Origin of the sequence: Actinomadura chokoriensis (assembly GCF_041463665.1) — a bacterium.
Taxonomy (GTDB): domain Bacteria; phylum Actinomycetota; class Actinomycetes; order Streptosporangiales; family Streptosporangiaceae; genus Spirillospora; species Spirillospora chokoriensis_A.
Map to the genome: position 1 here is coordinate 140,827 of NZ_JAXCEJ010000020.1, position 26,276 is coordinate 167,102.

29 protein-coding genes are annotated in these 26,276 nt (G+C 72.4%); 16 read left to right on the plus strand and 13 right to left on the minus strand.

Going from position 1 to position 26,276, the window contains the following annotated elements; all coding sequences use genetic code 11:
* The first annotated feature begins 147 nt into the window (after positions 1-147).
* The 3 genes from hrcA (at position 148) to SM418_RS27725 (ending at position 3,102) form a co-directional block, all read left to right on the plus strand.
* On the plus strand, positions 148-1,161 hold the full coding sequence (gene hrcA / locus SM418_RS27715) for a heat-inducible transcriptional repressor HrcA (RefSeq protein ID WP_371966123.1): 1,014 nt from the start codon (positions 148-150) through the stop codon (positions 1,159-1,161).
* A 1-nt stretch (position 1,162) separates the two neighbouring features.
* Entirely contained in the window at positions 1,163-2,299 is a 1,137-nt protein-coding gene (gene dnaJ / locus SM418_RS27720; RefSeq protein ID WP_371944531.1) for a molecular chaperone DnaJ, read from the plus strand.
* A gap of 71 nt (positions 2,300-2,370) precedes the next feature.
* Positions 2,371-3,102 carry a 16S rRNA (uracil(1498)-N(3))-methyltransferase gene (locus SM418_RS27725; protein ID WP_371944530.1) on the plus strand — a complete coding sequence of 244 codons (732 nt, stop codon included), beginning with the start codon at positions 2,371-2,373 and terminating at the stop codon, positions 3,100-3,102.
* Positions 3,103-3,120: 18 nt separating this feature from the next.
* Here SM418_RS27725 and SM418_RS27730 read toward each other — a convergent pair whose 3' ends face one another.
* On the minus strand, positions 3,121-3,813 hold the full coding sequence (locus tag SM418_RS27730; protein ID WP_371944529.1) for a hypothetical protein: 693 nt from the start codon (positions 3,811-3,813) through the stop codon (positions 3,121-3,123).
* A complete protein-coding gene (locus tag SM418_RS27735) occupies positions 3,810-4,352 on the minus strand; it encodes a SigE family RNA polymerase sigma factor (RefSeq protein WP_243718326.1) in 543 nt (180 codons plus the stop codon). Before SM418_RS27735 ends, SM418_RS27730 begins: the two co-directional genes overlap by 4 nt.
* Positions 4,353-4,698: 346 nt before the next feature.
* On the opposite strand from SM418_RS27735, the gene SM418_RS27740 reads away from it, so the two are divergent.
* The 4 genes from SM418_RS27740 to SM418_RS27755 all read left to right on the plus strand — a co-directional run bounded on the left by SM418_RS27740 (position 4,699) and on the right by SM418_RS27755 (position 8,064).
* Complete coding sequence (locus tag SM418_RS27740; protein ID WP_371944528.1) at positions 4,699-5,043, plus strand: histidine triad nucleotide-binding protein; 345 nt, start codon at positions 4,699-4,701, stop codon at positions 5,041-5,043.
* Positions 5,044-5,180: 137 nt separating this feature from the next.
* Positions 5,181-6,260, plus strand: a complete 1,080-nt coding sequence (locus tag SM418_RS27745; protein ID WP_371944527.1) for a PhoH family protein — start codon at positions 5,181-5,183, stop codon at positions 6,258-6,260.
* Positions 6,257-6,733 (plus strand): rRNA maturation RNase YbeY, encoded by a 477-nt coding sequence (gene ybeY, locus SM418_RS27750; RefSeq protein WP_371944526.1) that lies wholly within the window; start codon positions 6,257-6,259, stop codon positions 6,731-6,733. Before SM418_RS27745 ends, ybeY begins: the two co-directional genes overlap by 4 nt.
* Positions 6,733-8,064 (plus strand): hemolysin family protein, encoded by a 1,332-nt coding sequence (locus SM418_RS27755; protein ID WP_371944525.1) that lies wholly within the window; start codon positions 6,733-6,735, stop codon positions 8,062-8,064. Before ybeY ends, SM418_RS27755 begins: the two co-directional genes overlap by 1 nt.
* Positions 8,065-8,094: 30 nt before the next feature.
* Here SM418_RS27755 and SM418_RS27760 read toward each other — a convergent pair whose 3' ends face one another.
* Positions 8,095-8,427: a cytidine deaminase-like protein gene (locus SM418_RS27760; protein WP_371944523.1), complete on the minus strand. Its 333-nt coding sequence runs from the start codon at positions 8,425-8,427 to the stop codon at positions 8,095-8,097.
* Between the two features lie 106 nt (positions 8,428-8,533).
* Between SM418_RS27760 and era the strand changes: the two genes are divergently transcribed.
* Positions 8,534-9,457, plus strand: coding sequence for a GTPase Era (gene era / locus SM418_RS27765; protein WP_371944521.1), 924 nt, complete (start codon positions 8,534-8,536; stop codon positions 9,455-9,457).
* A gap of 76 nt (positions 9,458-9,533) precedes the next feature.
* On the opposite strand, the gene SM418_RS27770 is transcribed toward era, so the two are convergent.
* Entirely contained in the window at positions 9,534-10,280 is a 747-nt protein-coding gene (locus SM418_RS27770) for a hypothetical protein (RefSeq protein WP_371944520.1), read from the minus strand.
* A gap of 100 nt (positions 10,281-10,380) precedes the next feature.
* Here SM418_RS27770 and SM418_RS27775 point away from each other — a divergent pair, with 100 nt between their 5' ends.
* The 3 genes from SM418_RS27775 to leuA all read left to right on the plus strand — a co-directional run bounded on the left by SM418_RS27775 (position 10,381) and on the right by leuA (position 13,713).
* The gene (locus SM418_RS27775; RefSeq protein ID WP_371944518.1) at positions 10,381-10,992 is read left to right on the plus strand and encodes a hypothetical protein; all 612 of its coding nucleotides are present in this window, start codon (positions 10,381-10,383) and stop codon (positions 10,990-10,992) included.
* A gap of 1 nt (position 10,993) precedes the next feature.
* A complete protein-coding gene (gene ddaH, locus SM418_RS27780) occupies positions 10,994-11,752 on the plus strand; it encodes a dimethylargininase (protein ID WP_371944516.1) in 759 nt (252 codons plus the stop codon).
* Positions 11,753-12,000: 248 nt separating this feature from the next.
* Entirely contained in the window at positions 12,001-13,713 is a 1,713-nt protein-coding gene (leuA, locus tag SM418_RS27785; protein ID WP_371944515.1) for a 2-isopropylmalate synthase, read from the plus strand.
* A gap of 95 nt (positions 13,714-13,808) precedes the next feature.
* Here leuA and SM418_RS27790 read toward each other — a convergent pair whose 3' ends face one another.
* A complete protein-coding gene (locus SM418_RS27790) occupies positions 13,809-14,063 on the minus strand; it encodes a protealysin inhibitor emfourin (protein WP_371944513.1) in 255 nt (84 codons plus the stop codon).
* 4 nt (positions 14,064-14,067) lie between these two features.
* Positions 14,068-15,108 (minus strand): M4 family metallopeptidase, encoded by a 1,041-nt coding sequence (locus tag SM418_RS27795; protein WP_371944511.1) that lies wholly within the window; start codon positions 15,106-15,108, stop codon positions 14,068-14,070.
* A gap of 184 nt (positions 15,109-15,292) precedes the next feature.
* Between SM418_RS27795 and recO the strand changes: the two genes are divergently transcribed.
* Positions 15,293-16,105 carry a DNA repair protein RecO gene (recO, locus tag SM418_RS27800; protein WP_371944509.1) on the plus strand — a complete coding sequence of 271 codons (813 nt, stop codon included), beginning with the start codon at positions 15,293-15,295 and terminating at the stop codon, positions 16,103-16,105.
* Positions 16,102-16,899, plus strand: coding sequence for an isoprenyl transferase (locus SM418_RS27805; protein WP_371944507.1), 798 nt, complete (start codon positions 16,102-16,104; stop codon positions 16,897-16,899). The genes recO and SM418_RS27805 overlap by 4 nt, the downstream gene beginning before the upstream one ends.
* Before the next feature lie 8 nt (positions 16,900-16,907).
* On the opposite strand, the gene SM418_RS27810 is transcribed toward SM418_RS27805, so the two are convergent.
* From SM418_RS27810 to SM418_RS27840, 7 genes are all read right to left on the minus strand, one after another.
* Positions 16,908-17,333 carry an OsmC family protein gene (locus SM418_RS27810; RefSeq protein WP_371944505.1) on the minus strand — a complete coding sequence of 142 codons (426 nt, stop codon included), beginning with the start codon at positions 17,331-17,333 and terminating at the stop codon, positions 16,908-16,910.
* 113 nt (positions 17,334-17,446) lie between these two features.
* A complete protein-coding gene (locus SM418_RS27815; protein WP_371944503.1) occupies positions 17,447-19,060 on the minus strand; it encodes a M4 family metallopeptidase in 1,614 nt (537 codons plus the stop codon).
* Between the two features lie 180 nt (positions 19,061-19,240).
* The gene (locus tag SM418_RS27820) at positions 19,241-19,627 is read right to left on the minus strand and encodes a Fur family transcriptional regulator (RefSeq protein WP_371944502.1); all 387 of its coding nucleotides are present in this window, start codon (positions 19,625-19,627) and stop codon (positions 19,241-19,243) included.
* Positions 19,624-20,520: a metal ABC transporter permease gene (locus SM418_RS27825; RefSeq protein WP_371944500.1), complete on the minus strand. Its 897-nt coding sequence runs from the start codon at positions 20,518-20,520 to the stop codon at positions 19,624-19,626. Before SM418_RS27825 ends, SM418_RS27820 begins: the two co-directional genes overlap by 4 nt.
* Positions 20,517-21,302, minus strand: coding sequence for a metal ABC transporter ATP-binding protein (locus SM418_RS27830; protein ID WP_371944498.1), 786 nt, complete (start codon positions 21,300-21,302; stop codon positions 20,517-20,519). The genes SM418_RS27825 and SM418_RS27830 overlap by 4 nt, the downstream gene beginning before the upstream one ends.
* Positions 21,299-22,267 carry a metal ABC transporter substrate-binding protein gene (locus SM418_RS27835; RefSeq protein WP_371944496.1) on the minus strand — a complete coding sequence of 323 codons (969 nt, stop codon included), beginning with the start codon at positions 22,265-22,267 and terminating at the stop codon, positions 21,299-21,301. Before SM418_RS27835 ends, SM418_RS27830 begins: the two co-directional genes overlap by 4 nt.
* A gap of 32 nt (positions 22,268-22,299) precedes the next feature.
* Positions 22,300-22,608 carry a DUF6703 family protein gene (locus SM418_RS27840; protein WP_371944494.1) on the minus strand — a complete coding sequence of 103 codons (309 nt, stop codon included), beginning with the start codon at positions 22,606-22,608 and terminating at the stop codon, positions 22,300-22,302.
* Between the two features lie 29 nt (positions 22,609-22,637).
* On the opposite strand from SM418_RS27840, the gene SM418_RS27845 reads away from it, so the two are divergent.
* From SM418_RS27845 to SM418_RS27855, 3 genes are all read left to right on the plus strand, one after another.
* Entirely contained in the window at positions 22,638-22,922 is a 285-nt protein-coding gene (locus SM418_RS27845) for an antibiotic biosynthesis monooxygenase family protein (protein ID WP_371944492.1), read from the plus strand.
* A gap of 138 nt (positions 22,923-23,060) precedes the next feature.
* The gene (locus SM418_RS27850; RefSeq protein WP_371944490.1) at positions 23,061-24,530 is read left to right on the plus strand and encodes a glycoside hydrolase domain-containing protein; all 1,470 of its coding nucleotides are present in this window, start codon (positions 23,061-23,063) and stop codon (positions 24,528-24,530) included.
* 167 nt (positions 24,531-24,697) lie between these two features.
* A complete protein-coding gene (locus SM418_RS27855) occupies positions 24,698-26,086 on the plus strand; it encodes a glycine--tRNA ligase (RefSeq protein ID WP_371944488.1) in 1,389 nt (462 codons plus the stop codon).
* Positions 26,087-26,276: the final 190 nt, after the last annotated feature.

Here is a 26,276-nt window from a genome sequence, read left to right on the forward strand (position 1 = left end):
GTGGCGTCCGCGTTCGATACGGATAGGATCGCGCAGCCGTGCGGGGAGTGCACAGGCACTCCGATCGGGGTCCCGGGGCCGTACAATTGGCACTCCAGAGTAAGGAGTGCCAGCGGCACGGGCCGGCCGGACGAGGGAGGTGAGGCCGTGCTGGACGACCGGAAACTCGCGGTCCTGCGCGCCATCGTCGAGGACTTCGTCTCGACCAACGAACCGGTGGGGTCGAAGGCCCTGGCGGACCGGCACAACCTCGGGGTGTCGCCGGCGACCATCCGCAACGACATGGCGGTGCTGGAGGAGCAGGGCTACATCGCCCAGCCGCACACCAGCGCCGGGCGCGTTCCCACAGACAAGGGCTACCGGCTGTTCGTCGACCGGCTGTCCACGATCAAGCCGCTTTCGGTCGCCGAGCGGCGCGCGATCGAGACGTTCCTGTCGGGCGCCTACGACCTCGACGACGTCGTCGGCCGCACGGTGCGGCTGCTCGCGCAGCTCACCCGGCAGGTCGCCGTCGTGCAGTACCCGTCGCTGACCCGCTCGTCGGTGCGGCACGTGGAGCTGGTCCCGGTCGCCGAGGGACGGCTGCTGCTCGTCCTGATCACCAACACCGGGCGGGTGGAGCAGCGGCTCATCGAGACGCCCGCCGGCCTGTCCGAGGAATCGATCGGGCACCTGCGGGCGTTGCTCAACACGTGCCTGGACGGGCTCGGCTTCGGCGAAGTGCCGGCCGCCGTCGCCGACCTCCCCGAGAAGGTGGGGCCGGACGACCGGCCGGTCGCGGCGGCGGTGCTGTCGGTCCTGCTGGAGACGCTCGTCGAGAACCACGAAGAGAAGATCGTTTTCGCCGGCGCGGCCAACCTCGCCGCCGTGGACTTCTCGCAGAGCCTGCGGGAGGTACTGGTGGCACTTGAGGAGCAGGTCGTCCTCATGCGGCTGCTCGGCGAGACCGGAGACTCCTCTACAGTTACGGTGCGGATCGGCACCGAGAACCCCGACCTGGGGCTCCGATCGACCTCGGTCGTCGCCGCGGACTACGGGGTGGGCGACCTCACCTTGGCCCGGCTTGGAGTGCTCGGGCCTACACGCATGGATTACCCCAGCACGATGGGAGCGGTACGGGCAGTGGCACGCTACGTGGGACAGATCCTGGCGGGGTCGTAAGGTGGCGAACGACTACTACGCGACCCTGGGCGTCCGGCGCGACGCCAGCGCCGACGAGGTGAAGAAGGCCTACCGCCGGCTCGCCCGGGAGCTTCACCCGGACGTCAATCCTGATCCGGAGACCCAGGAGAAGTTCAAGGAGATCACCCAGGCGTACGAGGTGCTCTCCGACCCGAAGAAGCGCGAGATGTACGACCTCGGTGCGGACCCGTTCGCGTCCGGGGCGGGGGCGGGCGCCGGCGGCTTCGGCGGCGCCGGGTTCCCGTTCAGCGACATCATGGACGCCTTCTTCGGGACGGCGACCTCGCGCGGCCCGCGGTCGCGGGCGCGGCGCGGCCGGAACGCGACGCTGCGGGTCGAGCTCGACCTCGGCGAGACCGCGTTCGGCACGACCCGCGAGCTGTCCATCGACACCGCGGTCGCCTGCGGCGCCTGCGAGGGGTCGGGCTGCGCGCCCGGCACCCACCCGGACACGTGCGACACCTGCCACGGGCGCGGCGAGGTGCAGCAGGTGCAGCGCTCGTTCCTCGGCCAGGTCATGACGGCCCGGCCGTGCCCGGCGTGCGGCGGGTTCGGCTCGGTGATCCGCAACCCGTGCACCGAGTGCTCCGGCGACGGCCGGGTCCGCACCCGGCGGACCGTCAAGGTCAAGATCCCGGCCGGGGTGGAGAACGGCATCCACATCCAGCTCGCCGGCGAGGGCGAGGTCGGCCCGGGCGGCGGCCCGCCCGGCGACCTGTTCCTGGAGATCGTGGAGAAGCCGCACCCGATCTTCGAGCGGGAGGGCGACGACCTGCACTGCACGGTCGAGATCCCGATGACCGCGGCGGCGCTCGGCACCAGCGTGACCATCGAGACGCTGGACGCGGCCGAGAGCGTCGACATCAAGCCCGGCACGCAGTCCGGGCAGGTCATCACGCTCTACAACCGGGGCGTGCGGCACCTCAACGAGAGCGGCCGCGGCGACCTGATGATCCACGTCAACGTGGAGACGCCGAACCGGCTGGACGAGGAGCAGGAGGACCTGCTCCGCCGCCTCGCGGCGCTGCGCGGCGAGGAGCGCCCGCCCGGCAAGTTCGCGCCCGGCCAGCGCAGCGGCGTGTTCTCCCGCATCAAGGACGTCTTCAACCAGCACTGAAGCGAGGTGGCGGCGGCCTACCGGGAGGGCCGCCGCGGCGATTCGGAGCAGGGTGACCATGGAGGTCCCTCATGAGCCCGCCGGTGTTCCTCGCGGGTACGGACGCGCTCGAGCGGGACACGGTCGTCCTGGACGGGCCCGAGGGGCGGCACGCGGCGGCCGTGCGGCGGCTGCGGCCCGGTGAGCGCGTCGACCTGACCGACGGCGCGGGCCTGCTGGCCGAGTGCGTCGTCACCGCCGCGGACCGGGCGTCCCTCACCCTGGACGTGCGAAGCCGGCACAGGGAGCCGCCGCCCTCGCCGCGCCTCGTGGTCGTCCAGGCCCTGCCGAAGGGCGACCGGGGCGAGCTGGCGGTCGAGGTCATGACCGAGGTCGGCGTGGACGTGATCGTCCCGTGGGCGGCGGACCGCTGCGTCACCCGGTGGCGTCCCGAACGCCGCGACAAGGCACTCGCACGCTGGCGCGCGACCGCGCGGGAGGCGGGCAAGCAGGCGCGGCGCGGCCGGCTGCCCGAGGTGCCGGAGCTGGCGTCCACCGAGGACGTCGCCGCGCGGATGGCCGGCGCGTCCCTGGCCCTGATCCTGCACGAGGAGGCCGAGGCGCCGCTGAGCGCCGTGGAGCCGCCCGCGGAGGGCGACATCGTGCTCGTGGTCGGCCCGGAGGGCGGGATCACGGAGGCGGAACTGGACCGGTTCGCCGCAGCCGGCGGGCGTCCCGCAAGGCTCGGCCCGACCGTGTTGCGCACGTCGACCGCCGGGGTGGCGGCGGCCAGCGTGCTGCTGGCCGCCACCGGACGCTGGTAGGGCCGCCCGCCCGGGACGTCAGGGGGTGGTCGCGGCGCCCTGCTCGGTCGTGTTCGCCGGCTCGCTCGTCGGCGCCTGCGTGGGCGTGTCGGTGGGCTTCTCCGACGTCGGCGGCGCGGGCGGCTCCGGCGTGGTCGACACGGGCGGCTCCGTCGTCGGGGTGCTGCTCGGGCACGGCGTGGTCGCCGTGGCCGGCGCGGCGGTCGCGCCTGGCGAGCCGGAGGCCGCGCCCACCGACGGCGGCGGGATGCGGCAGGACGACAGCCCCGGCTTGGAACTCGGGGCCGAGGTCGACGAGGCCGACGGCGCGCCGGACGGGCTGCTCCCCGGCGACGACGGGTCGGGGAACTCCGGGTTGCCCTGGGCGTCGGTGCGGTCGCCGTCGCTGTTGTTCTGCCCGCCGCCGGACGGCCCGTTGTTGCCGACCGTCTGCTGGATGAGGTTCATGGTCTGCGGGGCCGTCACGCCGAGCGCGGCGATCGCCACGGAGGCGGCCACGGCGAGGACGGGCCGCGCCCAGTTGACGGTGAACCGGTCGAACCCGAACCGGGCGGGGCCGAACCGTCCGATACCGAACCGGCGGCGCCGGCCGTCGGCTATCCGGGCCCGGATGTGCTCCAGGCCGTCGCTCGCGGGGTTGACCGCGTCCGCCTCCGCGTGCAGGGCGCGGCGGAGGATCTCGCCGAGCTCGTCGTGGGGGTCGGTGGTCATGAGAACTGCTCCAGGACGTTGCGTAGCGCGGTCATTCCGCGCGCCGTATGACTCTTCACGGCGCCTCGGGAGATGCCCATCGCGCCCGCGATCTCCGCTTCGGAGAGATCGGCGTAGTAGCGCAGGACGAGTGCCTCCCGCTGGCGGGCGGGAAGCCGGGACAACGCGTCGATGACCGCCGAGCGTTCCAGCTCCCCGATGGCCCCGGCCTCGGCGCTCGGCGCGTCCGGCAGGCCCTTCGGGGCGTACTTCTCGACGACGGCGCGGTGCCGGAGCACCGATCGCGACCGGTTCACCACGGACTGGCGCAGGTACGACAGGGCCTTGTCGGGGTCGCGCAGCCGCCGCCAGCCGCCGTGCATGGCGACGAAGGCGTCCTGGACGACCTCTTCGGCCGTCCCGGCGTCGCGGACGAGCATGGCTGCCAGGCGTACGAGCGAGCGGTAGTTGGCGCTGTAGAGCGCGGTCACCGCCTGATCGGCGTCCCAGGCGACGGCCACTGCCCCGGCCGTGCCCCTGGCCACGAGGGTCTCGGTCACGTCAGTTCGACGCGTGCCCTCCTCACCCGGTTTACGGAAGGGCAATTCCTGGTCTGCCTCGGTCACCTGTCCGCCGCCTCTGCCGGCCCCGGCCGTCTCCATTCGGACGGTCGCCCTCGGGGCGGCACGAATCGGTGTCCCCGCCCGGCGCCGAGCATGCCGCAATCCCTTGCGAACCGGGGGGTACGCCTGAGCTGACAACCTTAACCAGTGACCGGTCGCGATGGTGACCGCAAACGGAGGTCGGCTCCCGAAAAAACGCGTCGGGCGCGGAGCGCGGCGGGCCCGGCCGCGCGGGGGTCGGTAGGATTCCGGGGCGGTCACGGGCCGTTGCGAGGGGAGACAGATGATCGACTGCCTGTTCTGCAAGATCGTTTCCGGGGACGTGCCCGCCAAGATCGTCCGGGAGTCGGCGGGGACGGTGGCGTTCCGGGACATCAACCCGCAGGCGCCCACGCACGTGCTGGTCATCCCGCGGGACCACCATCCGACGGTGGCCGAGCTCGCCGCGTCCGATGCCGGGCTGCTCGCCGAGGTCGTCCGGGAGGCCCACGAGGTCGCCGTCGACGAGGGCATCGCCGAGAGCGGCTACCGGCTCGTGTTCAACACCGGCGTCCAGGCCGGGCAGACCGTCTTCCACGTGCACGTCCACGTGCTCGGCGGCCGCGGCCTGAACTGGCCGCCCGGCTGACCCCCGCGCGGCCGGGCGGACGTCACGCCACGCGAAAAACCTTTCGGCGTCGTGTCGTGGGTGCCCAGTACGATGGAAGCCAACTGGACACCCGGAGCAGACAGAAGGCAGGTCCGAAAGGCCGCAAGGCCCGGCTGATGGTCGAATCAACTCACACGAGGGCAACTCGCACGGGGCGCGACGACCGCAACGGCTCGCGCTCGCAGATCAAGATCGTGGTGCCGGACGACCATTCGATGGTGAGCCTGCTCGGCTCCCGGGATGAGCTGCTCCACGCGATCGAGCAGGCGTTCGGCAGCGACATCGACATCCACGTCCGCGGCAACGAGATCACGGTGACCGGCGCGGAGAGCGACACCGACCTGGTGTCCCGGCTCTTCACCGAGATGCTCGAACTGCTGAAGGGCGGCACGCAGCTCACCCCCGACGCGGTCGAGCGCAGCCTGGCGATGCTGCGCGGCGAGAGCGACGCCCGCCCGGCCGAGGTCCTGACCCTGGACGTGCTGTCCAGCAGGGGCCGGACGATCCGCCCGAAGACGCTGAACCAGCGGCGCTACGTCGACGCGATCGACAAGCACACGATCGTGTTCGGGATCGGTCCCGCCGGCACCGGCAAGACCTACCTGGCGATGGCCAAGGCCGTCCGCGCGCTGCAGGACAAGCAGGTCAACCGCATCATCCTGACGCGCCCCGCGGTCGAGGCGGGGGAGCGGCTCGGGTTCCTGCCCGGAACGCTCTACGAGAAGATCGACCCGTACCTGCGGCCGCTCTACGACGCGCTGCACGACATGGTCGACCCGGACTCGATCCCGCGCCTGATGGCCGCCGGCACCATCGAGGTCGCCCCCCTGGCGTACATGCGCGGACGGACGCTGAACGACTCGTTCATCATCCTGGACGAGGCGCAGAACACCTCGGCCGAGCAGATGAAGATGTTCCTCACCCGGCTCGGCTTCGGCTCGAAGGTCGTCGTGACCGGCGACGTCACCCAGGTCGACCTGCCGAACGGGCAGACGAGCGGGCTGCGCGTCGTCCAGGACATCCTGGAGGGCGTCGAGGACATCGACTTCTGCCGGCTGGACAGCCGCGACGTCGTCCGGCACAAGCTCGTCACCGACATCGTCGACGCCTACAACCGCTGGGACGAGACGCGGGTGCCGGAGTTCAAGCAGGGCGCGGCCGGCCGCGGCGGGTCCCGCAAGCGGGGGCGGCAGTGAGCATCGAGGTGCTGAACGAGTCGGGCGTGCCGGTCGACGAGAGGGCCATCGGGGAGCTGTCCCGGCACGTCCTCGACGGCATGCGCGTCCACCCGCTGGCGGAGCTGTCGATCCTGCTGGTCGACGAGGCCGCGATGACCGAGCTGCACGAGAAGTGGATGGACGAACCGGGCCCGACCGACGTGCTGTCCTTCCCCATGGACGAGCTGCGCCCCGGCCACATGTCCGGCGGCGCCGACGAGGACGGCGAGACCGATCCGGGGCTGCTCGGCGACGTCGTCCTGTGCCCGGCGGTGGCGGAGCGCCAGGCGCGCGAGGCCGGGCACGACACCGAGGCGGAGCTGGAGCTGCTGTGCGCGCACGGCATCCTCCATCTCCTCGGCTACGACCACGCTGAGCCGGAGGAGCACAAGGAGATGTTCGGCCTGCAGGCCGAGCTCCTCGCCTCCTGGCGGGAGGAACGCGGCGGCTGATGAGCACCGCGCAGGTGTGGCTGTCCGCCCTGGCGGTGGGCCTGGTGTTCATGGCGGGCCTGCTGGCCGGCACCGAGACGGCGCTGGCCCGGGTGTCGCGCGTCACCGTCGAGGAGGTCGTCCGCGAGGGGCGGCGCGGCGCGAAACGGCTGGCCGAGGTGGTCGCAGACCCCGCCCGCTACGTCAACATGGTGCTGCTGCTGCGCATCGGCTGCGAGCTGGTCGCGACCGTGATCGTGGCGGACCTGTGCATCTCCTGGCTGGACGAGACGTGGCGCGCCTACGTGACCGCCGCGGTGGTCATGATCCTGGTCAGCTACGTGGTGATCGGGGTCGGGCCGCGCACGCTCGGCATCCAGCACGCCGACCGGATCGCGCTGGCCGGCGCCGCGGTGATCCATCCGGTGACCCGGGTGCTCGGGCCGCTGCCCGCGCTGCTGATCGCGCTCGGCAACGCGCTGACGCCCGGCAAGGGCTTCCGGGAGGGCCCGTTCGCGTCCGAGGCGGAGCTGCGCGACCTGGTCGACCTCGCCGAGCAGCGCAGCCTGATCGAGCCGGTCGAGCGGGAGATGATCCACTCGGTGTTCGAGCTGGGCGACACCCTCGTCCGCGAGGTGATGGTGCCGCGCACCGACATCGTGTTCGTCGAGCGCACCAAGACGCTGCGGCAGGCGATGTCGCTCGCACTGCGCAGCGGCTTCTCCCGCATCCCCGTCGTCGGCGAGAACGAGGACGACGTCGTCGGCATCGCCTACCTGAAGGACATCGTCCGCCGCAGCCAGGAGCACCGCGAGGGGGAGTCGGTCGAGACGGTCGACTCGGTGATGCGCTCGGCCACCTACGTGCCCGACAGCAAGCCGATCGACGAGCTGCTGCGCGAGATGCAGGCCCGGCAGATCCACGTCGCGATCGTCATCGACGAGTACGGCGGCACCGCGGGCCTCGTCACCATCGAGGACATCCTGGAGGAGATCGTCGGGGAGATCACCGACGAGTACGACCGCGAGATCCCGCCGGTGACCTGGCTCCCGGACGGCGCCGCCCGCGTCACCGCCCGCCTGCCCGTCGAGGACCTCGCCGAGCTGTTCGACGTCGAGCTCGACGGCGAGGACGTCGAGACGGTCGGCGGGCTGCTGGCGCACGCCCTCGGCCGCGTCCCCATCGAGGGCTCCACGGCGGAGGTCGGCCCCGGCGAGGGCGACCCCGTTCTGTCCCTCAAGGCGGAGACGATCGCCGGCCGCCGCAACCGCATCGGCACCGTGCTGGTGCACCGGCTGGGCGCGACCGCCGCGGACGCGTCCGACACCGGGGAACCGGACCGGGCACGCTAGGACCGCGGCTCAGCGGGTCGTGCGCAGGGCTCAGCGGGTCGTGCGCAAGGTCCCGTCGTGGCCCGCGACGAGGACGGGCGCCTTGGGGCCGAGGTCGCGGACGGCGGCGACGTCGGCGGGGTCGGGAGCGTCGTCCTCGGTGACGACGGCGGCGGCCTCCAGGTCTTCGGCGCCGCTGGAGACGGCCATCGCTACGGCGGCCTTGAGGGCCGAGAGCTTCAGGGACGGCAGGTCCACGCTCGTGGCGGAGTAGGTGCGGCCCGTCTCGTCGCGCACGGCGGCGCCCTCGGCGGCGCCCGTGCGGGCCCGTGCCGACCTGGCCAGGGTGATGATCTTCGCGTCCTCGGCGTTCAGCTCGCTCACGCCGCCAAGCGTACGGGGTGGCGCACAGGTCCGCTCCATCGCCCGGGCGCCCCCGCGGCATGCCCGGACGTGCCGGGCGCACGGCCGGGTAAGGGACAATCGACGTGTGACGAGTCTGGGGAATGGGACGCCGGAGGGGCGCCGGGCGGGGTTCGCGTGCTTCATCGGCCGCCCGAACGTGGGGAAGTCGACCCTGATGAACGCGCTCGTCGGGACGAAGGTGGCGATCACCAGCAGCCGCCCGCAGACGACGCGGCGGGCGATCCGGGGCATCGTGCACCGGCCGGACGCGCAGCTGGTCGTCGTCGACACGCCCGGCCTGCACAAGCCCCGGACGCTGCTCGGGGAACGGCTGGACAGCCTCGTCCGGTCCACGCTGACCGAGGTGGACGCGATCGGCTTCTGCGTGCCGGCCGACCAGCCCGTCGGGCCGGGCGACAAGTACATCGCCCGCGAGCTGGCCGGGGTGAAGAAGACGCCCGTGGTGGCGATCGTGACGAAGACCGACCTGGCCGCGCCCGAGCAGGTCGCCGAGCAGCTCCTCGCGGTCGGCCGGCTGGGGGAGTTCGCCGACATCGTGCCGTGCTCCGCCGAGAGCGGCTTCCAGGTCGATCTCGTCGGCGACCTGCTGATCTCCCACCTGCCGGAGGGGATGCCGCTCTACCCGGAGGGCGACCTCACCGACGAGCCCGAGCAGGTCCTGATCAGCGAGCTGATCCGCGAGGCGGCGCTGGAGGGCGTCCGGGAGGAACTGCCCCACTCGATCGCCGTGGTGGTCGACGAGATGGCGCCGCGCGAGGGCCGCGACGACCTCGTCGACGTCTACGCGCACCTGTACGTCGAGCGGCCCAGCCAGAAGGGCATCATCATCGGGCACAAGGGCTCGCGGCTCCGCGAGGTGGGCGCGGCGGCGCGGCGGCAGATCGAGGCGCTGCTCGGCACCAAGGTCTTCCTCGACCTGCGCGTCAGTGTCCTCAAGGACTGGCAGCGCGACCCGAAGCAGCTCCGCCGGCTCGGTTTCTACGACTGACGCCGGCCCTACGACTGACGTCGCCCTACGACTGACGTCGCCCTACGACGACACCGCCTTACGACCGGCGCCGCCCCTACGGCTGATCCTTACGCTGCTCCTCCTCGGCGGGCGACCCGGACGACAGCGGGTCCTCCCGGCGGCCCCAGGCCTGGTCCTCCTCGGGCCAGGAGGCGTAGTCGCCCGGCTGGCCCGGGTAGGCGAGCTCCGGCTGGTACTCGTCCGGCTGCTGCGACCGCGACACCCGCTCGCCGATGGGGCGGGCGAGGCTGAAACCGACCACGAACAGGGCCGCGACGACCCCGAGGTACCAGCCGTAGCGGACGGTGATCTGGTAGCCGAGGTCGAGGCCGGTCTCGGGCAGGTCGTCGCGGACGTCGCCCAGCCGCAGCACGAAGATCCCGCAGACCAGCAGGGCGAGCGTGCCGGGGACGGCGGCGAGCCCGCCGATCCGGGCGTCGCGGCCGATCAGGTCCCAGAAGGCCAGCGCGATCGAGACGACGGCCAGCACCGGGACGGCGAGGACCATGTCGTCGGCGTCGATGCCGGCGACGCTGCCGAGGTCGCGGCTGAGCGTGCGGCCGAACAGGTCGACGACGACCTGCGCGTGCGCCCACGGCAGGAACGCCGACACGAGCAGCGCCGACGCGGAGGCGACCACGGCGAGGATCCACGGGGTGCCGCGCCGCGCGGCGGGCGGCCCGGCGGGCGCCTCCGCGGCCTCGGCCGGGTCGGCGGCGGGCGGCGGGTAGCCGTCGACGGGCGGCAGGAAGGACGGGCGGGAGCGCGCACGTTCCGCGTCGGAACCCAGGTCACCGGTCATGAACCCAGCGTAAAGGCAGGAACGGCATTGACCGGGACGGCCACGTCGGCGCCCCCGTGTCGGTACTTTGGACGAAGTCCGTTATGGGAGGAGAACCCGGGTGTTGCTCGTTTTCGGCCTCACGGCGGTGTTCCGTACGGTCAGCGAGGGGACGTTCCACTGCCCGCAGTGCGGGGGCGACCGTCCCTACCGCAGGCGTGCGGGCCGCCGCTGGTTCTCGGTGTTCTTCGTCCCGATGATCCCGCTGTGGCGGCTCGGCCACGCCGTCGAGTGCCGGACGTGCCGGGGCCGTTTCCCCGGCTCGGCGCTGCGGACGCCGACCGCGCAGCAGATGGCGGAGACGCTGGCCGCGGGCATGCGGGCGGCGGCCGCCCTGGTGCTGCGGGCCGGCGACCCGTCCGACGCGGTGGCCCGCGCCCGCGCGATCGCCACGGTCACCGGGTACGGCGAGCCCGACTACGACGCCGACGCCGTGAACGCCGACCTCGGGCTGCGCCGCACGTTCCTGGAGCGGGAGGTCGTCCAGGCCGGGGCGCAGCTCGCGGTGGAGGCCAAGGAGTGGTTCCTGGCGCAGGCCGTCCGGATCGGGCTCGCGGACGGCCCGCTCGGCGAGGGCGAGCGGCAGGCCCTGCACGGCGTCGCGGACCTGCTCGGCATGTCCCCCGCGTACGCGCTGGGCGTGATCGTGACCACCGAGGGGGCGTCGCGCTGACATGGGCCGCGCCGGCAGAGCGCTCGTCCGGGCCCCCGGCCCGCGGATCGCGGAGGGGATCGTCACCCACGCCGCCCGCCGCCGCGTGGACGCCGCGCTCGCCGCGCGGCAGCACGAGGCGTACGTCGCGGCGCTGCGGTCGGCGGGCTGGCGGGTCCGCGCGGCGCCGCCGGCCGACGACCGGCCCGACGCGGTGTTCATCGAGGACGTCCTGGTCGTCGCCGGCGACCTCGCGATCGTGTGCCGGTCGGGGGAGGAGCGCCGCCGGGGCGAGCGGCCTGGCGCGGAGCTGGCGGCGCGCGAGCTCGGCCTGCGGATCGAGCGGATCAAGGATCCGGGCACCCTGGACGGCGGCGACGTGCTGAGCGTCGGGGACACCGTCTACGTGGGGCGCGGCGACCGCACGAATGAGGAGGGCATCTGCCAGCTCGCGCACCTGCTGGGCGGGCGGAAGGTCGTGCCGGTGGACACCCGCGGCTGCCTGCACCTGAAGTCGGCGCTGACCGCGCTGCCCGACGGCGGCCTGATCGGCATCCCCGAGATGGTGGACACCTCGGTGCTGCCGTGCCTGCGCGTCGCTCCCGAACCGTCGGGCGCCCACGTGGTGCCGCTCGGCCCCGACCACGTCCTGATGGCCGCGTCGGCGCCGCGCACGGCGGCGGGGCTGGCGGCCGACGGCCTGCGCGTCACGAGCGTCGACATCAGCGAGTTCGAGGCTCTCGACGGCTGCGTGACCTGCCTCTGCGTGCTCGTCCCCTAATGGGAGCTGCCGGGGAATGGCGCGGCCGCCGGCGAGCGTTCCGGTGAGATGGAGAAGGCCCTTCTCGTCTCAACATGCGGACGCCGGTTTCCGTAACACGGATGGCATCTGTTAACTTGACGATCGTGTTGCGTGAGCTGCTCCTCCTTAGCGGCCGCAGCGGGGGCCTGTAAGACAGGCCGGCTCCCTCGCTGCGGGACTTTGACGTGGACGTCGGCCGCGAGGTTCGAGCAGAGAGATCTCAACGGATGTATCCGCAACAGCAGTCCTCCGGCATGCCCTTCCAGCGCTACCGCGGGTTCGCGCCGATCAGGCTGACCGACCGGACCTGGCCGGACCAGGTCATCACCGAGGCCCCGCGCTGGTGCGCGGTCGACCTGCGGGACGGCAACCAGGCGCTGATCGACCCGATGGACGCCCACCGCAAGCTCAAGATGTTCGAGCTGCTGGTGGCGATGGGCTACAAGGAGATCGAGGTCGGGTTCCCGGCGGCCAGCCAGACCGACTTCGACTTCGTCCGGCAGATCATCGAGGAGGACCGGATCCCCGGCGACGTGGTGATCCAGGTCCTGACGCAGGCCAGGCCGGAGCTGATCGAGCGGACCTTCGAGGCGGTGCGCGGCGCCGGGCGGGCGATCGTGCACCTGTACAACTCGACCAGCACGCTGCAGCGCCGCGTCGTGTTCGGCCAGGACAAGGACGGCATCACCGCCATCGCCGTCGAGGGCGCCAAGCTGTGCGCGAAGCTCGCCGAGGACATGGGCGACACCGAGATCTTCTTCCAGTACTCGCCGGAGTCGTTCACCGGCACCGAGCTGGAGTACGCCGTGGAGGTCTGCAACGCCGTCAACGACGTATGGAAGCCGACCCCGGACAGGAAGGTCATCGTCAACTTGCCGGCGACCGTCGAGATGGCGACGCCGAACGTGTACGCCGACCAGATCGAGTGGATGAACCGGAACCTCGCCTACCGCGACTCCGTCATCCTGTCGCTGCACCCCCACAACGACCGCGGCACGGCCGTCGCCGCCGCCGAGCTGGGCTACCTGGCGGGCGCCGACCGCATCGAGGGCTGCCTGTTCGGCAACGGCGAGCGCACCGGCAACGTCTGCCTGGTCACGCTGGGCCTGAACCTGTTCACCCAGGGCGTCGACCCGCAGATCGACTTCTCCGACATCGACGAGATCCGCCGGACGGTCGAGTACTGCAACCAGCTGCCCGTCCACGAGCGGCACCCCTACGGCGGGGACCTGGTCTACACCGCGTTCTCCGGCTCCCACCAGGACGCCATCAACAAGGGCTTCGACCACCTGAAGCGGGACGCCGAGGCCGCCGGGTCGCCGGTGGAGGAGTACCCCTGGGAGGTCCCGTACCTGCCGATCGACCCGCACGACGTCGGCCGGACGTACGAGGCCGTGATCCGCGTCAACAGCCAGTCGGGCAAGGGCGGCGTCGCCTACGTCATGAAGACCGAGCACTCCCTGGAACTGCCGCGCCGGCTGCAGATCGAGTTCTCGCGGGTGGTGCAGGAGCACACCGACAGCGAGGGCGGCGAGGTCACGCCCGAGCGCATGTGGGAGATCTTCCAGGCCGAGTTCTTCGCCAACGGCCCGCGCGCCGGCCTGCTGGCGCACCGCGCCACGTCCCGGGTGGACGAGAAGGACGCGCTCAGCTGCGACGTCCGCGTCGACGGCGAGATCCGCGAGATCGAGGGCGTCGGCAACGGCCCGGTCTCCGCGTTCGAGGACGCGCTCGCCACGGTCGGGATCAACGTGCGGGTGCTGGACTACGCCGAGCACGCGATGAGCGCCGGCGGCGACGCCCGCGCCGCCGCCTACGTCGAGTGCGACGTGAACGGGACGACCGTGTGGGGCGTCGGCATCGACGGCAACATCGTGACCGCGTCCCTCAAGGCGATCCTGTCCGCCGTGAACCGGGTGGCCCGCGCTCAGGAGAAGTGAGCCTCGGCGTGCCGCTGAACCCCGTGGTCACCGGCCGGTGACCACGGGGTGGACGCCTCGCCCCCGGCCGGGCTCCGGGGGGTGAGGCGATCGGGTCAGCGGGCCCGGCCGAGGACGTGGTGGACGAGTTCGCGGAGCGGGCCGTGGAGCTGGGCCTCGCCGACGGTCGTTCGGTCGCCGTCGATGTCGATTTCGTAGAGGAACTGGTCGGGGATCCGGCCCGGCGGCGGGACCGTCTTCAGGTCGACCCGGTGGACGAGCCTCGTCAGCATGGGGTCGCTGGCGCTGTCGGACTCGGCGCGCCGTTCGATCCCCGCGAATCCTCCGCTGCGGACGACTGTCACTCTCACTGCGCTATCCGTTCGGCTGCTGGGGGAGACCTACCCCCGTCCAGGCCCGGTTCACCGCCTTCGTCTCGACCGCGTCGGCACCGTAGAGCCGGACGGCGGACCGGACGGTCGCGGCGGCGAACCCGGCGAAGTCGACATCGGCGGCCAGAGTGCCGCCGGTGAGCGTGTCGTACCAGACGCGGCCGGCGCTCTCCCAGGCGTTGCCGCCGATGGCGGTGGCCGTGAGGTAGAAGGCGCGGTTGGGGATGCCCGAGTTGATGTGGACGCCGCCGTTGTCGCGGTAGGTCTCGACGTAGTGGTCCATGTGGGCGGGCTGCGGGTCCTTGCCGAGGCGCGGGTCGTCGTAGGCGGTGCCGGGCTCCTTCAGCGAGCGGAGCGCGACGCCGCGGACGCCGGGGGCGAGGAGGCCCTGCCCGATGAGCCAGTCGGCCCGGTCGGCGGTCTGCCCGAGATGCCACTGCTTGATGAGCGAGCCGAACACGTCCGACATGGACTCGTTGAGCGCGCCCGCCTGACCGTAGTACTCCAGGTTGGCGGTGTACTGCGTGATGCCGTGGGTGAGTTCGTGCCCGGTGACGTCGAGGGGGCCGGTGAACCCGGTGAACAGGACGCCGTCGCCGTCGCCGTACACCATCTGCTCGCCGTTCCAGAAGGCGTTGTCGTACTTGTCGCCGTAGTGGACGGTCGAGACCATCCGCAGGCCGGCGCCGTCGATCGAGTTGCGCCGGTAGGCGGCCTCGAAGAAGTCGAACGTCGCGCCGAGCCAGTCGTAGGCCTGGTCGGCGGCCTCGTCGCCGGTGGCGGGCGCCCCCTCGGCGCGCACGGTGCGGCCGGGCAGCTCCTCGCGGCCGCCGGCGTCGCCGATCGTCCGGTCGGGGACGAAGTCCGCGGAGGGGGCGGGGGCCCCGGCCGCGGCCGTCTTCCGGTCGGCGAACTGCGCCGAGGTGAGCGCCAGCGTACGGCGCGCGCGGTCGCGGAGGGCCGGATCATCGGCGTCGCGGGCGATCCGCTCCAGCATGTGCGGTGGCACGATGTGGCATCTCATGCCACAACGCTGCCAGTTCCGCGTGATTCGAGCCACAATTTTCGGCGCGCCGCCGCGGCCGAATCCGGTCACGTTATGTGATTGGTGCGAAGCGGAGCGGAACCAGTCGGGTGACTTGTGGGGATCCTGGGGAGATGTCCGACGCCGCACCGAGGCATCGCGCGGCGTGCGTCAGAATGAGGGGGTGACCCTCTACCGCGACGAAGGCATCGTCCTGCGCACCCAGAAGCTGGGCGAGGCCGATCGCATCGTGACGGTGCTGACCCGGCGCACCGGCCGGATCCGCGCCGCGGCGAAGGGGGTCCGCAAGACCAGGTCCCGTTTCGGGGCGCGGCTGGAGCCGTTCACCCACGTGGACCTCCAGCTCTACGAGCGGCGCTCCCTCGACCTCATCACGCAGGCCGAGACGCTGCGCCCGTACGGGGAGGCGCTCGTCAGCGACTACCCCCGCTACACGGCGGGGACGGCGATGCTGGAGACGGCCGAGAAGCTGACGAGCGAGGAGGGCGAGCCCGCGCTGCGGCAGTTCCTGCTGCTGGTCGGCGGGCTGCGCACGCTCGCCGAGCGCCGCCACGACCCCCGGCTCGTCCTGGACGCCTTCCTGCTGCGCTCGCTGTCGGTCGCCGGGTGGGCGCCCGCGCTCGACGAGTGCTGCCGCTGCGGCACCCGCGGCGGGCTGCGCGGGTTCGCGATCGCGGCGGGCGGCGCGATCTGCGCGAACTGCCGGCAGCCGGGCGCCGCGACCCCGGCGCCGCCGACGTTCGCCCTGATGCTGGCGCTGCTGCGCGGCGACTGGGAGTACGCCGACGGCAGCGAGCAGCGCCACCGGGCCGAGTCCAGCGGCCTGGTGGCCGCCTATCTCCAGTGGCATCTGGAACACGGGATCCGGTCGCTTCGCCACGTGGAGCGCCAAGCCCCTCCCGAGGCCCCGCACGACCACGCACACGACCACGCGTACGACCACGCGTACGACGACATCGACAGGGAGCGAGTTTGAGCAGGGCCGTATCGCCGCCGGAGCCGCACCGCGACGGCGCCACCCCGCCCGCGATCCCCGCGGACCTCGTGCCGCGGCACATCGCCATCGTCATGGACGGCAACGGCCGCTGGGCGAAGGAGCGCGGGCTGCCGCGCACCGAGGGGCACAAGCGCGGCGAGGACTCGCTCTTCGACGTGATCATGGGGGCGATCGAGCTGGGCGTCCCCTACCTGTCGGCGTACGCGTTCTCCACCGAGAACTGGAAGAGGTCGCCGGACGAGGTGCGGTTCCTGATGGGCTTCAACCGGGACGTGATCCGCCGCCGCCGCGACCAGCTCCACTCCATGGGCGTGCGGGTGCGGTGGGCGGGCCGGCGGCCGAGGCTGTGGCGCAGCGTCATCAAGGAGCTGGAGACGGCCGAGGAGATGACGCGCCACAACGACGTCCTCACGCTGCAGTTCTGCGTGAACTACGGCGGGCGGGCGGAGATCGCGGACGCGGCGGCGGCGATCGCCCGCGACGTCCGGGACGGCCGGCTCAACCCGGACAAGGTCAACGAGAAGGTCTTCGCCCGCTACCTGGACGAGCCCGGCATCCCGGACGTCGACCTGTTCCTGCGCTCGTCGGGGGAGCAGCGCACGTCCAATTTCCTGCTGTGGCAGTCGGCGTACGCGGAGATGGTGTTCCTCGACACGCTCTGGCCGGACTTCGACCGGCGCCACCTGTGGCACGCGTGCGAGCTGTACGCCTCACGCGACCGCCGGTACGGCGGCGCGGTCCCGAACAGGGCGGAACCGGCCGCCGCCGGCTGACGGCGTCCTCAGACGAGGGCGGCGTCCAGGGTGATCTTGGTGCCCGTGAGGGCCTTGCTGACGGGGCAGTTCTCCTTGGCGCCCTGGGCGGCCTTCTCGAAGTCGGCCGCGGACAGGCCGGGCACGCTCGCCCGGACGGTCAGGTGGATGCCGGTGATGCCCTCGCCCGGCTGGAACGTGACCTCCGCCTTGGTGTCCACCTTCTCCGGCGGCGTTCCGGCCCCGGCGAGGGCGTGCGAGAGCGCCATCGAGTAGCAGGTGGAGTGGGCGGCGGCGATGAGTTCCTCCGGGCTCGTCCGCCCGCCCGGCTCCTCGGATCGCGATGCCCAGGTCACGTCGTAGGTGCCGAGCTTCGAGGAGTCCAGCGAGACCGTCCCCTGGCCCTCGATGAGCGAGCCTTCCCAGTGTGCGTTCGCGGTGCGTGTCGTAGCCATGTCCCTGATTCTTCACCATGGCCCCGCGCCGTGGATCATCAACCCGGTAAAGCCCCGCACCCGCGCCGCGGATCGGACGCTGATGCGGGGCCCTCGTTCCGGAACAGGGGTCTCTAGGTGACGTTCACCGCGGACCAGGCGGCGGCCACGGTGCTGTACTGGGTGCTGCCCGCGCCGTAGAGGTCCGTGGCCGCGTTCAGGGTCGCCGTGCGCGCCCCCTTGTAGTCGGTCGAGGACGTCATGTAGGTGGTCAGCGCCCGGTACCAGATCCTCGTGGCGGCGTCCCGGCCGATGCCGGTGATCGTCGAGCCGTTGGACGTGGGGCTGTTGTAGGAGACGCCGTTGATCGTCTTCGCGCCGCTGCCCTCGGACAGCAGGTAGTAGAAGTGGTTGGCGACGCCCGAGGAGTAGTGCACGTCGAGGTTCTTGGTGGTGGACGACCAGGAGTCGGCCGAGTTGCCGTCCTTGCTGGGCTTGTCCATGAACCGCAGTGCTGCCCGGCCGAGGCCGGACAGGACGACCTCCTCGCCGACCAGGTAGTCGCCGACGTCGTTGGAGTTGTTCGCGTAGAACTCGACGGCTGCGGCCATGATGTCGGACGTCGCCTCGTTCAGCCCGCCGGACTCCCCGGAGTAGGTGAGGTTCGCGGTCGCGCTGGTGACGCCGTGGCTCATCTCGTGCGCGGCCACGTCCAGAGACGTCAGCGGGCCGAACTGGGTGCCGTCACCGTCGCCGTAGGTCATGCAGAAGCACGAGTCGTCCCAGAAGGCGTTGGCGTAGGAGCTGCCGTAGTGGACGCGGTTGTACGATCCCGCGCCGTCGCCTTCGATGCCGGTGCGGCCGAAGACGTTCTTGTAGAAGTCCCAGGTCATGTTGGTGCCGAACTGGGCGTCGACGGCGACGGTGGAGCGGTCGGACGTCGTCCCGGTGCCCCAGTGGTTGTCGGCGTCGGTGAACAGCGTGGCGGGGGCGCGCCTGATGCACCAGCCGAGGAAGCAGAGGTCGGTCTGGTTCCCGGCGTCGCCGGTGTAGGTGTTGCCGCGCGTCGGGTCCTTCAGCTGGAAGGTGCTGCCCGAGGCGGTGGTCTCCAGCGGGACCGTCCCGGTGTAGAGCGACTGGCCGTCGCCCGCCGCGGTGCGGACGGTCTCCTCGCGCAGCAGGACCTTGCCGGTCGCGGCGTCCACGGAGGTGAAGACGCGGCTCGGGGTCCCGTCGGCCTGCGTGCCGACGGTCTGGACGCGCCAGGCGAGGCGGGGCTGGTGGTCGCCGGTGCGCGCCTCGACGACGAGCGCGGGGGAGCCCTTCGTCTTGCGGTGCTTCGTGACGGCGCGCTTCTCGGCGGTCTTGGCGGGGACCTCCGGGCTGGAGTCGGCCGGCGCCTCGGCGAGCGTGCCGCTGCTGCCGCGCCACGCGCCAGAGGCCGACTGGTGGACGACGAGGTCGCCGCCCAGCACCGGTAGCCCGTCGTAGGTGCGCGTCATTCGAGTGTGGGAGGTGCCGTCCCGGTCCAGGGTGACCCTGACGACGCGGAACGCCTGCCCGTCTCCGCCGCGCACCTGCGCGCCGCGTTCGGCGAGCGCGTGCAGCGCCCGCTCGGCGGCCTTCTGCGGTGTCGGCGGTGTCGGCGCCCGTCCCGCGGACGCGGGCAGCGCGGTGCCGGCGGTCGCGAGCAGGGTCGCCGAGGCCAGGAGCACGGTCCTTCGGCTGGTGAACGCCCGTCTTGTCATGAACGCCCTCTCGTGCGGGCGCCACGCACCCCCGAGAGGCCCGCCGTCGGGCCTGCCATGGCGACGGGTTATTTATGACATAGGGCAGGAAGGTTGTAGATGTGACAATTCGCCAAGAATTGCCTACGGAGCGTGTGAAGTACGCGCCTTGCTACTGATCAGTAGACCAGGGCCGCCGGGTCAGCGCGCCTTCGCGGCGCACCCGCCGCAGGTGCCGAACACCTCGACGGTGTGGGTGATGTCGGTGAACCCGTGCTCGGCGGCGATCGTGTCCGCCCAGCGCTCCACGGCCGGGCCCTCCACCTCCACCGTCCGGCCGCAGCCGCGGCAGACGAGGTGGTGGTGGTGCTGCTCGGTCCGGCAGGCGCGGTAGACGGCCTCGCCCTCGTCGGTGCGCAGCACGTCGACCTCGCCCGCGTCGCTGAGCGCCTGCAGCGCCCGGTAGACGGTGGTGAGCCCGATCTTGGAACCGTCGGCGCGCAGGTCGGCGTAGATGTCCTGCGCGCTGCGGAACCTCTCGCAGCCGGCCAGCACCTGCCGTACCGCGTCCCGGCGGGCCGTCGTCATCCCCTGAGCACCTCCGCCTCGGCATCGACGCGCGCCTCCCCGCCCGGCCCGGCGTGGACGGCCTCGCCCGCGCTCGCCCGGGCGCGCCTGCGGCGCACCACCGAGCCCCCGGCGACCGCGACCACGAACGCCGCGAGGGCCAGCAGCACGATCGAGGGGCCCGGAGGCAGATCGTACTCGAAGGACCCGGCGAGCCCGGAAACGGCCGACAGCACCCCGATCCCCATCGCGGCCAGCATCGTCCCCCAAAAGCCCCGGGTGACCTGCTGCGCCGCCGCCACCGGGACGACCATCAGCGCGCTGACCAGCAGCAGCCCGATCGCGCGCATCGAGATCACTACCGTGACCGCGGCGGTCGCGGCGATCAGCACGCCGAGGAACCGGACGGGCAGGCCCGCCGCCCGCGCGACCTCCTCGTCCTGGCACAGCAGGAACAGCTCGCGGCCGAACAGCGCGATGATCGCGAGGACGGCGGCGGCGAGCCCCGCGACCACGTACAGGTCGGTCACGGTCACGCTGCTGATCGAGCCGAACAGGTAGGACTGGAGGGTCGCCGAGCCGTCGCCGTTGGCGTTCGTGAGGAGCACGCCGCCTGCGAGCCCGCCGTAGAAAAGCAGCGCGAGCACGACGTCCCCGCCGCTGCGGCTGCGGGCCCGCAGCACCTCGATCGCCACGGCGCCGAGCACCGACACCGCCAGCGCGCCGAGTACGGGGGAGGTGCTGGTGAGCAGTCCCAGCCCGATGCCGGTCAGCGCGATGTGCCCGATGCCGTCGCCGAGCAGCGACAGCCTGCGCTGCACGATGAACGTGCCCACGGCGGGGGCGGTCAGCCCGATCAGCACCGCCATCACCAGGGCGACGCGCATGAAGTCGTACTGCAGCATCTCGCTCACGCGGGCCTTCCCGTGGTCGCCGTCCGGCCGACCGTCGTCGCGTGGGTGGTGGTCTCGTGGACGATGCGCCCCCGGCCCAGCTCGATCGTGCGGGTGACGAGCGGCTCCAGCGGGCCGAGCTCGTGCGCGACGAGGACCACGGTGCGCCCCTCCCCGGCCAGCTCGTGGAGCGTGGAGGCGAGCGCCGCCTGGCTGCGCGCGTCCACGCCGGCGGTCGGCTCGTCCATCACGAACACGTCGGGCTCGCCGGCGAGAGCGCGGGCGATCAGCACCCGCTGCTGCTGGCCGCCCGACAGCAGGTGCGCCGAGTCGCGGGCCCGCTCGCCGAGCCCGACCGCCCGCAGCGCGCGGTCGACGGCCGCGCGGTCGGCCGCCCGGTCGGTGAACAGGGCGGGCAGCCGGCGGGACCGGCGGCCCACCCGCCCGGACGCCACGACCTCCCGGACGGTCGCCGGTACGCCGCCGCCCATCGGCAGCCGCTGCGGAACGTAGCCGAGGCGGTTCCAGGCGCGGAACCGGGCGGGCGGCTCGCCGTAGATCTCGGTGCGGCCGGCGGCCAGCGGGACGAGCCCGAGCAGCGCCTTGACCAGCGTGGACTTGCCCGCGCCGTTCGCGCCGAGGACCGCCAGCACGTCGCCCGCCTCGACCCGCAGGTCGACGCCGGCGAGCACCTCGCGGCCGTCCCGCCGGACGGTGCCGCCCGTCATGGCGAACGGCGGGGCGGTCTCCTCGCTCGGCGCGGTCTCCTTGCTCGGGGCGGTCTCCTCGGTCGGGCGGGTCATGAGCACTCCAGGGCGGGACGCAGCGTCCGCAGGTTCTGTCGCATGATCGTCATGTAGTCGCCGGACGAGCCTTCCTCGATGCCCTCGACCGGGTCCAGCACGGCCGTCCGGACACCCGCCTCGCGGGCCAGCGCCTCGGCGACCTTCGGGCTGACCAGCGTCTCGGTGAAGACCGTCGTCGCGCCGGAGGCGGACACCAGCCGGGTCAGCTCGGCGAGCCGCTTCGGGGAGGGCCCGCCGGACGGGTCGACGCCGGAGACCGGGCGCTGCCGCAGCCCGTAACGGTCAGCGAGGTAGCCGAACGCGGCGTGCGCGGTGACGATGTCCCTGCGCGCGCAGGTCTCCAGTCCGTCGCCGAAGGCGCGGTCGAGCCCGTTCAGCTCGCCGGCCGCGGCCGCGGCGCGCCGCAGGTAGCCGGACGCGCGGCCGGGGTCGGCGGCGGCCAGCCGCTCGCCGAGAGCGGTCGCGACGGTCGCCATGCGGCTCGGGTCGAGCCACAGGTGCGGGTCGTAGGACGCCTCCCGGTGCCGGACGCCGTCGTGGGCCTCCTCGTCGCGGGTCTCGCCCGGCGGCGGCAGCGTCCTCACCAGGGACGCGGCGTCCAGCGACCGGCCGCGTTCCGCGTGCCTGGCGACGGCGTCGTCCACGGCGGGCTGGACGCCCGCGACGTAGACGGAGAGGTCGGCGTCCTCGATGTTCGCGACCTGCCGGGCGGTCAGCTCCAGGTCGTGGGGTTCGGTTCCGGGCCTGGTGAGCGTCCGCACGAAGACGTCGTCTCCGCCGACCTTCTCCACCAGCCATGCCATCGGATAGAACGACGCGACCACCGCGGTCTTGCCGGGTGGGACGTCGGCGTCCGCGTCGGCGCAGCCCGTCAGGCCCGCGGCGAGCCCGGCCAGGGCGAGGACCACCGCGGGGAGGACGGCCGCGGGGAGGGCGCGCAGGGACTCGCGGAGGCGGGGCACACGGCGATTATGGACGAAGATGAAAACGGTTGTCAAAATCGGCCGATGCCGCGTCCCAGGGCGAAACCGACGAGGACCGCCAGCGTGACGATCCGCAGCAGCCGTCCCGAGCCGTCCAGCGCGGGCCAGTTGAGATAGGCGAACCAGCCCAGCGCGACGGCGAGGACCAGCAGCCCGGCGGCGGCGACCCAGCCCGTCCCGGCCATGCCGACCACCAGCAGCACGAACACCGCGGCGAGCAGCACCCACCGCGGCAGCCGGTGCAGGAACACCAGCGGAGCCGCGCTCCGCCGCTCGACGGCCGCCCGCAGGCCGCCCTCGCGCTCACGTCTCGTCTCCACGCGCCCCAACGTACTGCGAGGATGGGCGGATGATCGCGATAACCCGGTACCGGGTGCCGGGCGAGGAGGCCGACGGCTTCGCCGAGCGGATGACCGCGGTGCTGGCGGCGCTGTCGGCGAGCCCGGGGTTCCGCTCCGGCCGCCTCGCCCGCACCGTCGACGACCCCGGCCTGTGGGCCCTCGTCACCGAATGGGACGGCGCCGGGCACTACCGGCGCGCGCTCGGCGGGTACGACGTCCGGCTCCAGTTCATGCCGCTCGCGGTGATGGCGGTCGACGAGCCCGGCGCCTACGAGATCGTCAGCTCGGCCTGACCCGGCCGGTCCGCCGGCCGCCCGGTTCACGGGCCGGGCAACCGCCGGGCAAGAAGCGTGCGGCCCCGGTTTCGGGTGCCGCGTTCATGGTCATCTTCGCCCATACGTGATCATGCCGCGGTCCTCGGGGGAGTCGTCATGCGCCATGCGGTCCTGTTCAGCGTGCTCTCGGCGGCTGCGGTCGTTCCCGTTCTCGCCGTCCTCGGTACCGGCCCCGGACGGGTCGCGTCCCGTCCGGCCGCCGCACTGACGGGGGGTGCGCCGACCGGGGGTGCGCCGACAGGGGGAACGCCGGCGAGGGGAACGCCGGTGGAGGGCGCGCTGACGGGGACAGCCGGGCCTCGCGTCGTCGAGTACCGGGGCCTGCGCGTTCCCGTCCCGGCCGGCTGGCGGGTCCACCGGCTGGACGCGGATCCGGCCCGGTGCGTCCGCTACGACCGGCACGCCGTCTACCTCGGGCGTCCCGGGCCGCAGCCCGACTGCCCGGCGCGAGTCGTCGGCCGCACCGAGGCCGTGCACATCGAGCCGTTGGACGGCGCGTCGGTGGACGGCGGGCCCGCGGATGTCGGCCACGCAGGGGGCAGACGCGGCGCGCGGACGGTCGTGCACGCAGGCAGGCTCGCCACGCTCACCGTCGCACCGAACGCCGCCCACGAGACGCGGCTCACCCTCCCCGAGGCCGGGGTCATGATCACCGGCGTGTACGGGCGGGACCCGGGACGGCTCCAGCGGATGCTGCGCGGCGCCCGGCTGTCCGCGAGATGGACCGCGACGCCGCGCACGTCCGCCGCGGGCTCCGAGTCCGGCGTGCGCCGGGCGGCCCCGACCCCGCCTCCGGCCCTCGCTTCCGTCGTCGCCCCTGCGACCGCCGCTGACGATAATCCGGCGGGTCCGGTGGATCCGGTGCAGGATGCCGATCTGGACCGTCCGTGGGTGCGCGGCAAAGGGTTCGACACGTGCACGGCCCCGTCGCTGGCGACCATGATGGCGTGGCGCCCCTCGTTCAAGGTCACCAACATCTACATCGGCGGTGCCGCGCGCGGCTGCGCCCAGCCGAACCTGACCGCGTCCTGGGTGCGGCAGGTCCGCAGGATGGGGTACCGCATCACGCCCACCTACGTCGGCCTGCAGGCGCCGTGCGGCACCCGTCCGCAGCGGTTCACCGCCGGGAACGCCGCCGGACAGGGCGCGAAGGCCGCCGTGGACGCCGCCCGCAGGGCCAGGGCGCTCGGCATCCCGGAGGGCAAGCCGATCTACTTCGACATGGAGGCCTACAACGGCGGAGAACGCGGGTGCAAGGCCGCCGTCCTGCGGTTCGTCGACCAATGGGTCGAGCGGCTGACCGACGAGGGCTACGTCCCCTGCCTCTACAGCAGCGCGAGATCCGCCATCCGCGACGTCGGCCGGGCGACCGGGATCAGCAAGCCCGAGGCCGTCTGGTTCGCCAACTGGAACGGCCTGGCCTCGGTCTACGACGACCCGTTCCTGCCGGACGGCTGGTGGGCACCGCACCGCCGTGTCAAGCAGTACCGGGGCGCCCACCGGGAGACGCACGGCGGCGTCACGCTCGACATCGACAGCGACATCGCGGACGGCCGCGTCTACTAGCGCGTTTCCAGGCCGCCGGGTGCCCTAAGCTGGGGAATGCTCTCCGGCGGCGGCGATGCCCGCGCCGGGGCTCATCACCGGGGATCACACTCGCCGCCGCCCGCCGCCGCGCGGGGCCGGGGTGCACTCACTGTCCCGCCGACCGCCAGCCGGATGGAGAAGATTTCATGGCACGCCGTTCCGATGTGCTGGACACGATCGTCAACCTCGCCAAGCGGCGGGGGCTGGTCTACCCGTCGAGCGAGATCTACGGCGGGCTCCGCGCGTCCTGGGACTACGGGCCGCTCGGCGTCGAGCTGAAGAACAACGTCAAGCGCCAGTGGTGGAAGGCCATGGTGCAGGGCCGCGACGACATCGTCGGCCTCGACTCGTGCGTCATCCTGGCGCGCGAGGTCTGGGAGGCCAGCGGCCACGTCCAGGCGTTCGTCGACCCGCTCACCGAGTGCCAGTCATGCCACAAGCGCTTCCGGGCCGACCACCTGGAGGAGGCCTACGAGGAGAAGCACGGCCGCCCGCCCGCCGGCGGCCTGGCCGACATCGGCTGCCCGAACTGCGGCGTCAAGGGCTCCTTCACCGAGCCGAAGATGTTCAACGGCCTGCTCAAGACCTACCTCGGCCCCGTCGAGGACGCGTCCGGCCTCGCCTACCTGCGTCCCGAGACCGCGCAGGGCATCTTCATCAACTACCTGAACGTCCAGCAGTCCGCGCGCCGCAAGGTGCCGTTCGGCATCGGGCAGATCGGCAAGTCGTTCCGCAACGAGATCACGCCCGGCAACTTCATCTTCCGGACCCGCGAGTTCGAGCAGATGGAGATGGAGTTCTTCGTCAAGCCCGGCAGCGACGAGGAATGGCACCAGTACTGGATCGACGAGCGCATGCAGTGGTACGTCGACCTCGGCATCCGCAAGGAGAACCTGCGGCTGTACGAGCACCCGCAGGAGAAGCTGTCGCACTACTCCAAGCGCACCGTGGACGTGGAGTACAAGTTCGACTTCGTCGGCAGCGAGTGGGGCGAGCTCGAGGGCATCGCCAACCGCACCGACTACGACCTGACGACGCACTCCAAGGCGTCCGGCGCCGACCTGTCGTTCTTCGACCAGGAGTCCGGCGACCGGTTCACCCCGTACGTGATCGAGCCCGCGGCGGGCGTCGACCGCTGCACGCTCACGTTCATGATGGACGCCTACGCCGAGGACGAGGCGCCCAACGCCAAGGGCAAGCTGGAGAAGCGCGCCGTGATGCGGCTCGACCGCCGGCTCGCCCCGGTCAAGGTCGCGGTGCTGCCGCTGTCGCGCAACGCGGACCTGTCGCCGAAGGCCCGCGACCTCGCCGCGCGGCTGCGCCGGAACTGGAACGTCGACTTCGACGACGCCGGCGCCATCGGCCGCCGCTACCGCCGCCAGGACGAGATCGGCACCCCGTTCTGCGTCACCGTCGACTTCGACACCCTGGAGGACGACGCGGTGACCGTCCGGGAGCGCGACTCGATGAGCCAGGAGCGCATCGCGATCGGGCAGGTCGAGTCGTTCCTCGCCGCGCAGCTCGTCGGCTGCTGACGCGGCTCGCAAGACCGCTACGGGCCGCCCCCGCGTGCTGGGGGCGGCCCGCCTCATTCGGGAGCACCTAGGCCCTGTTCGTAGTTCAGATCAGTTGCCGCTGGTCACGATCGTGTGATTCCCCCCCGCCGGGGCGGGAGCGGGCGGTATCACCAGTGTGTGACACGCGGTGATGTGACCGATACGGAAT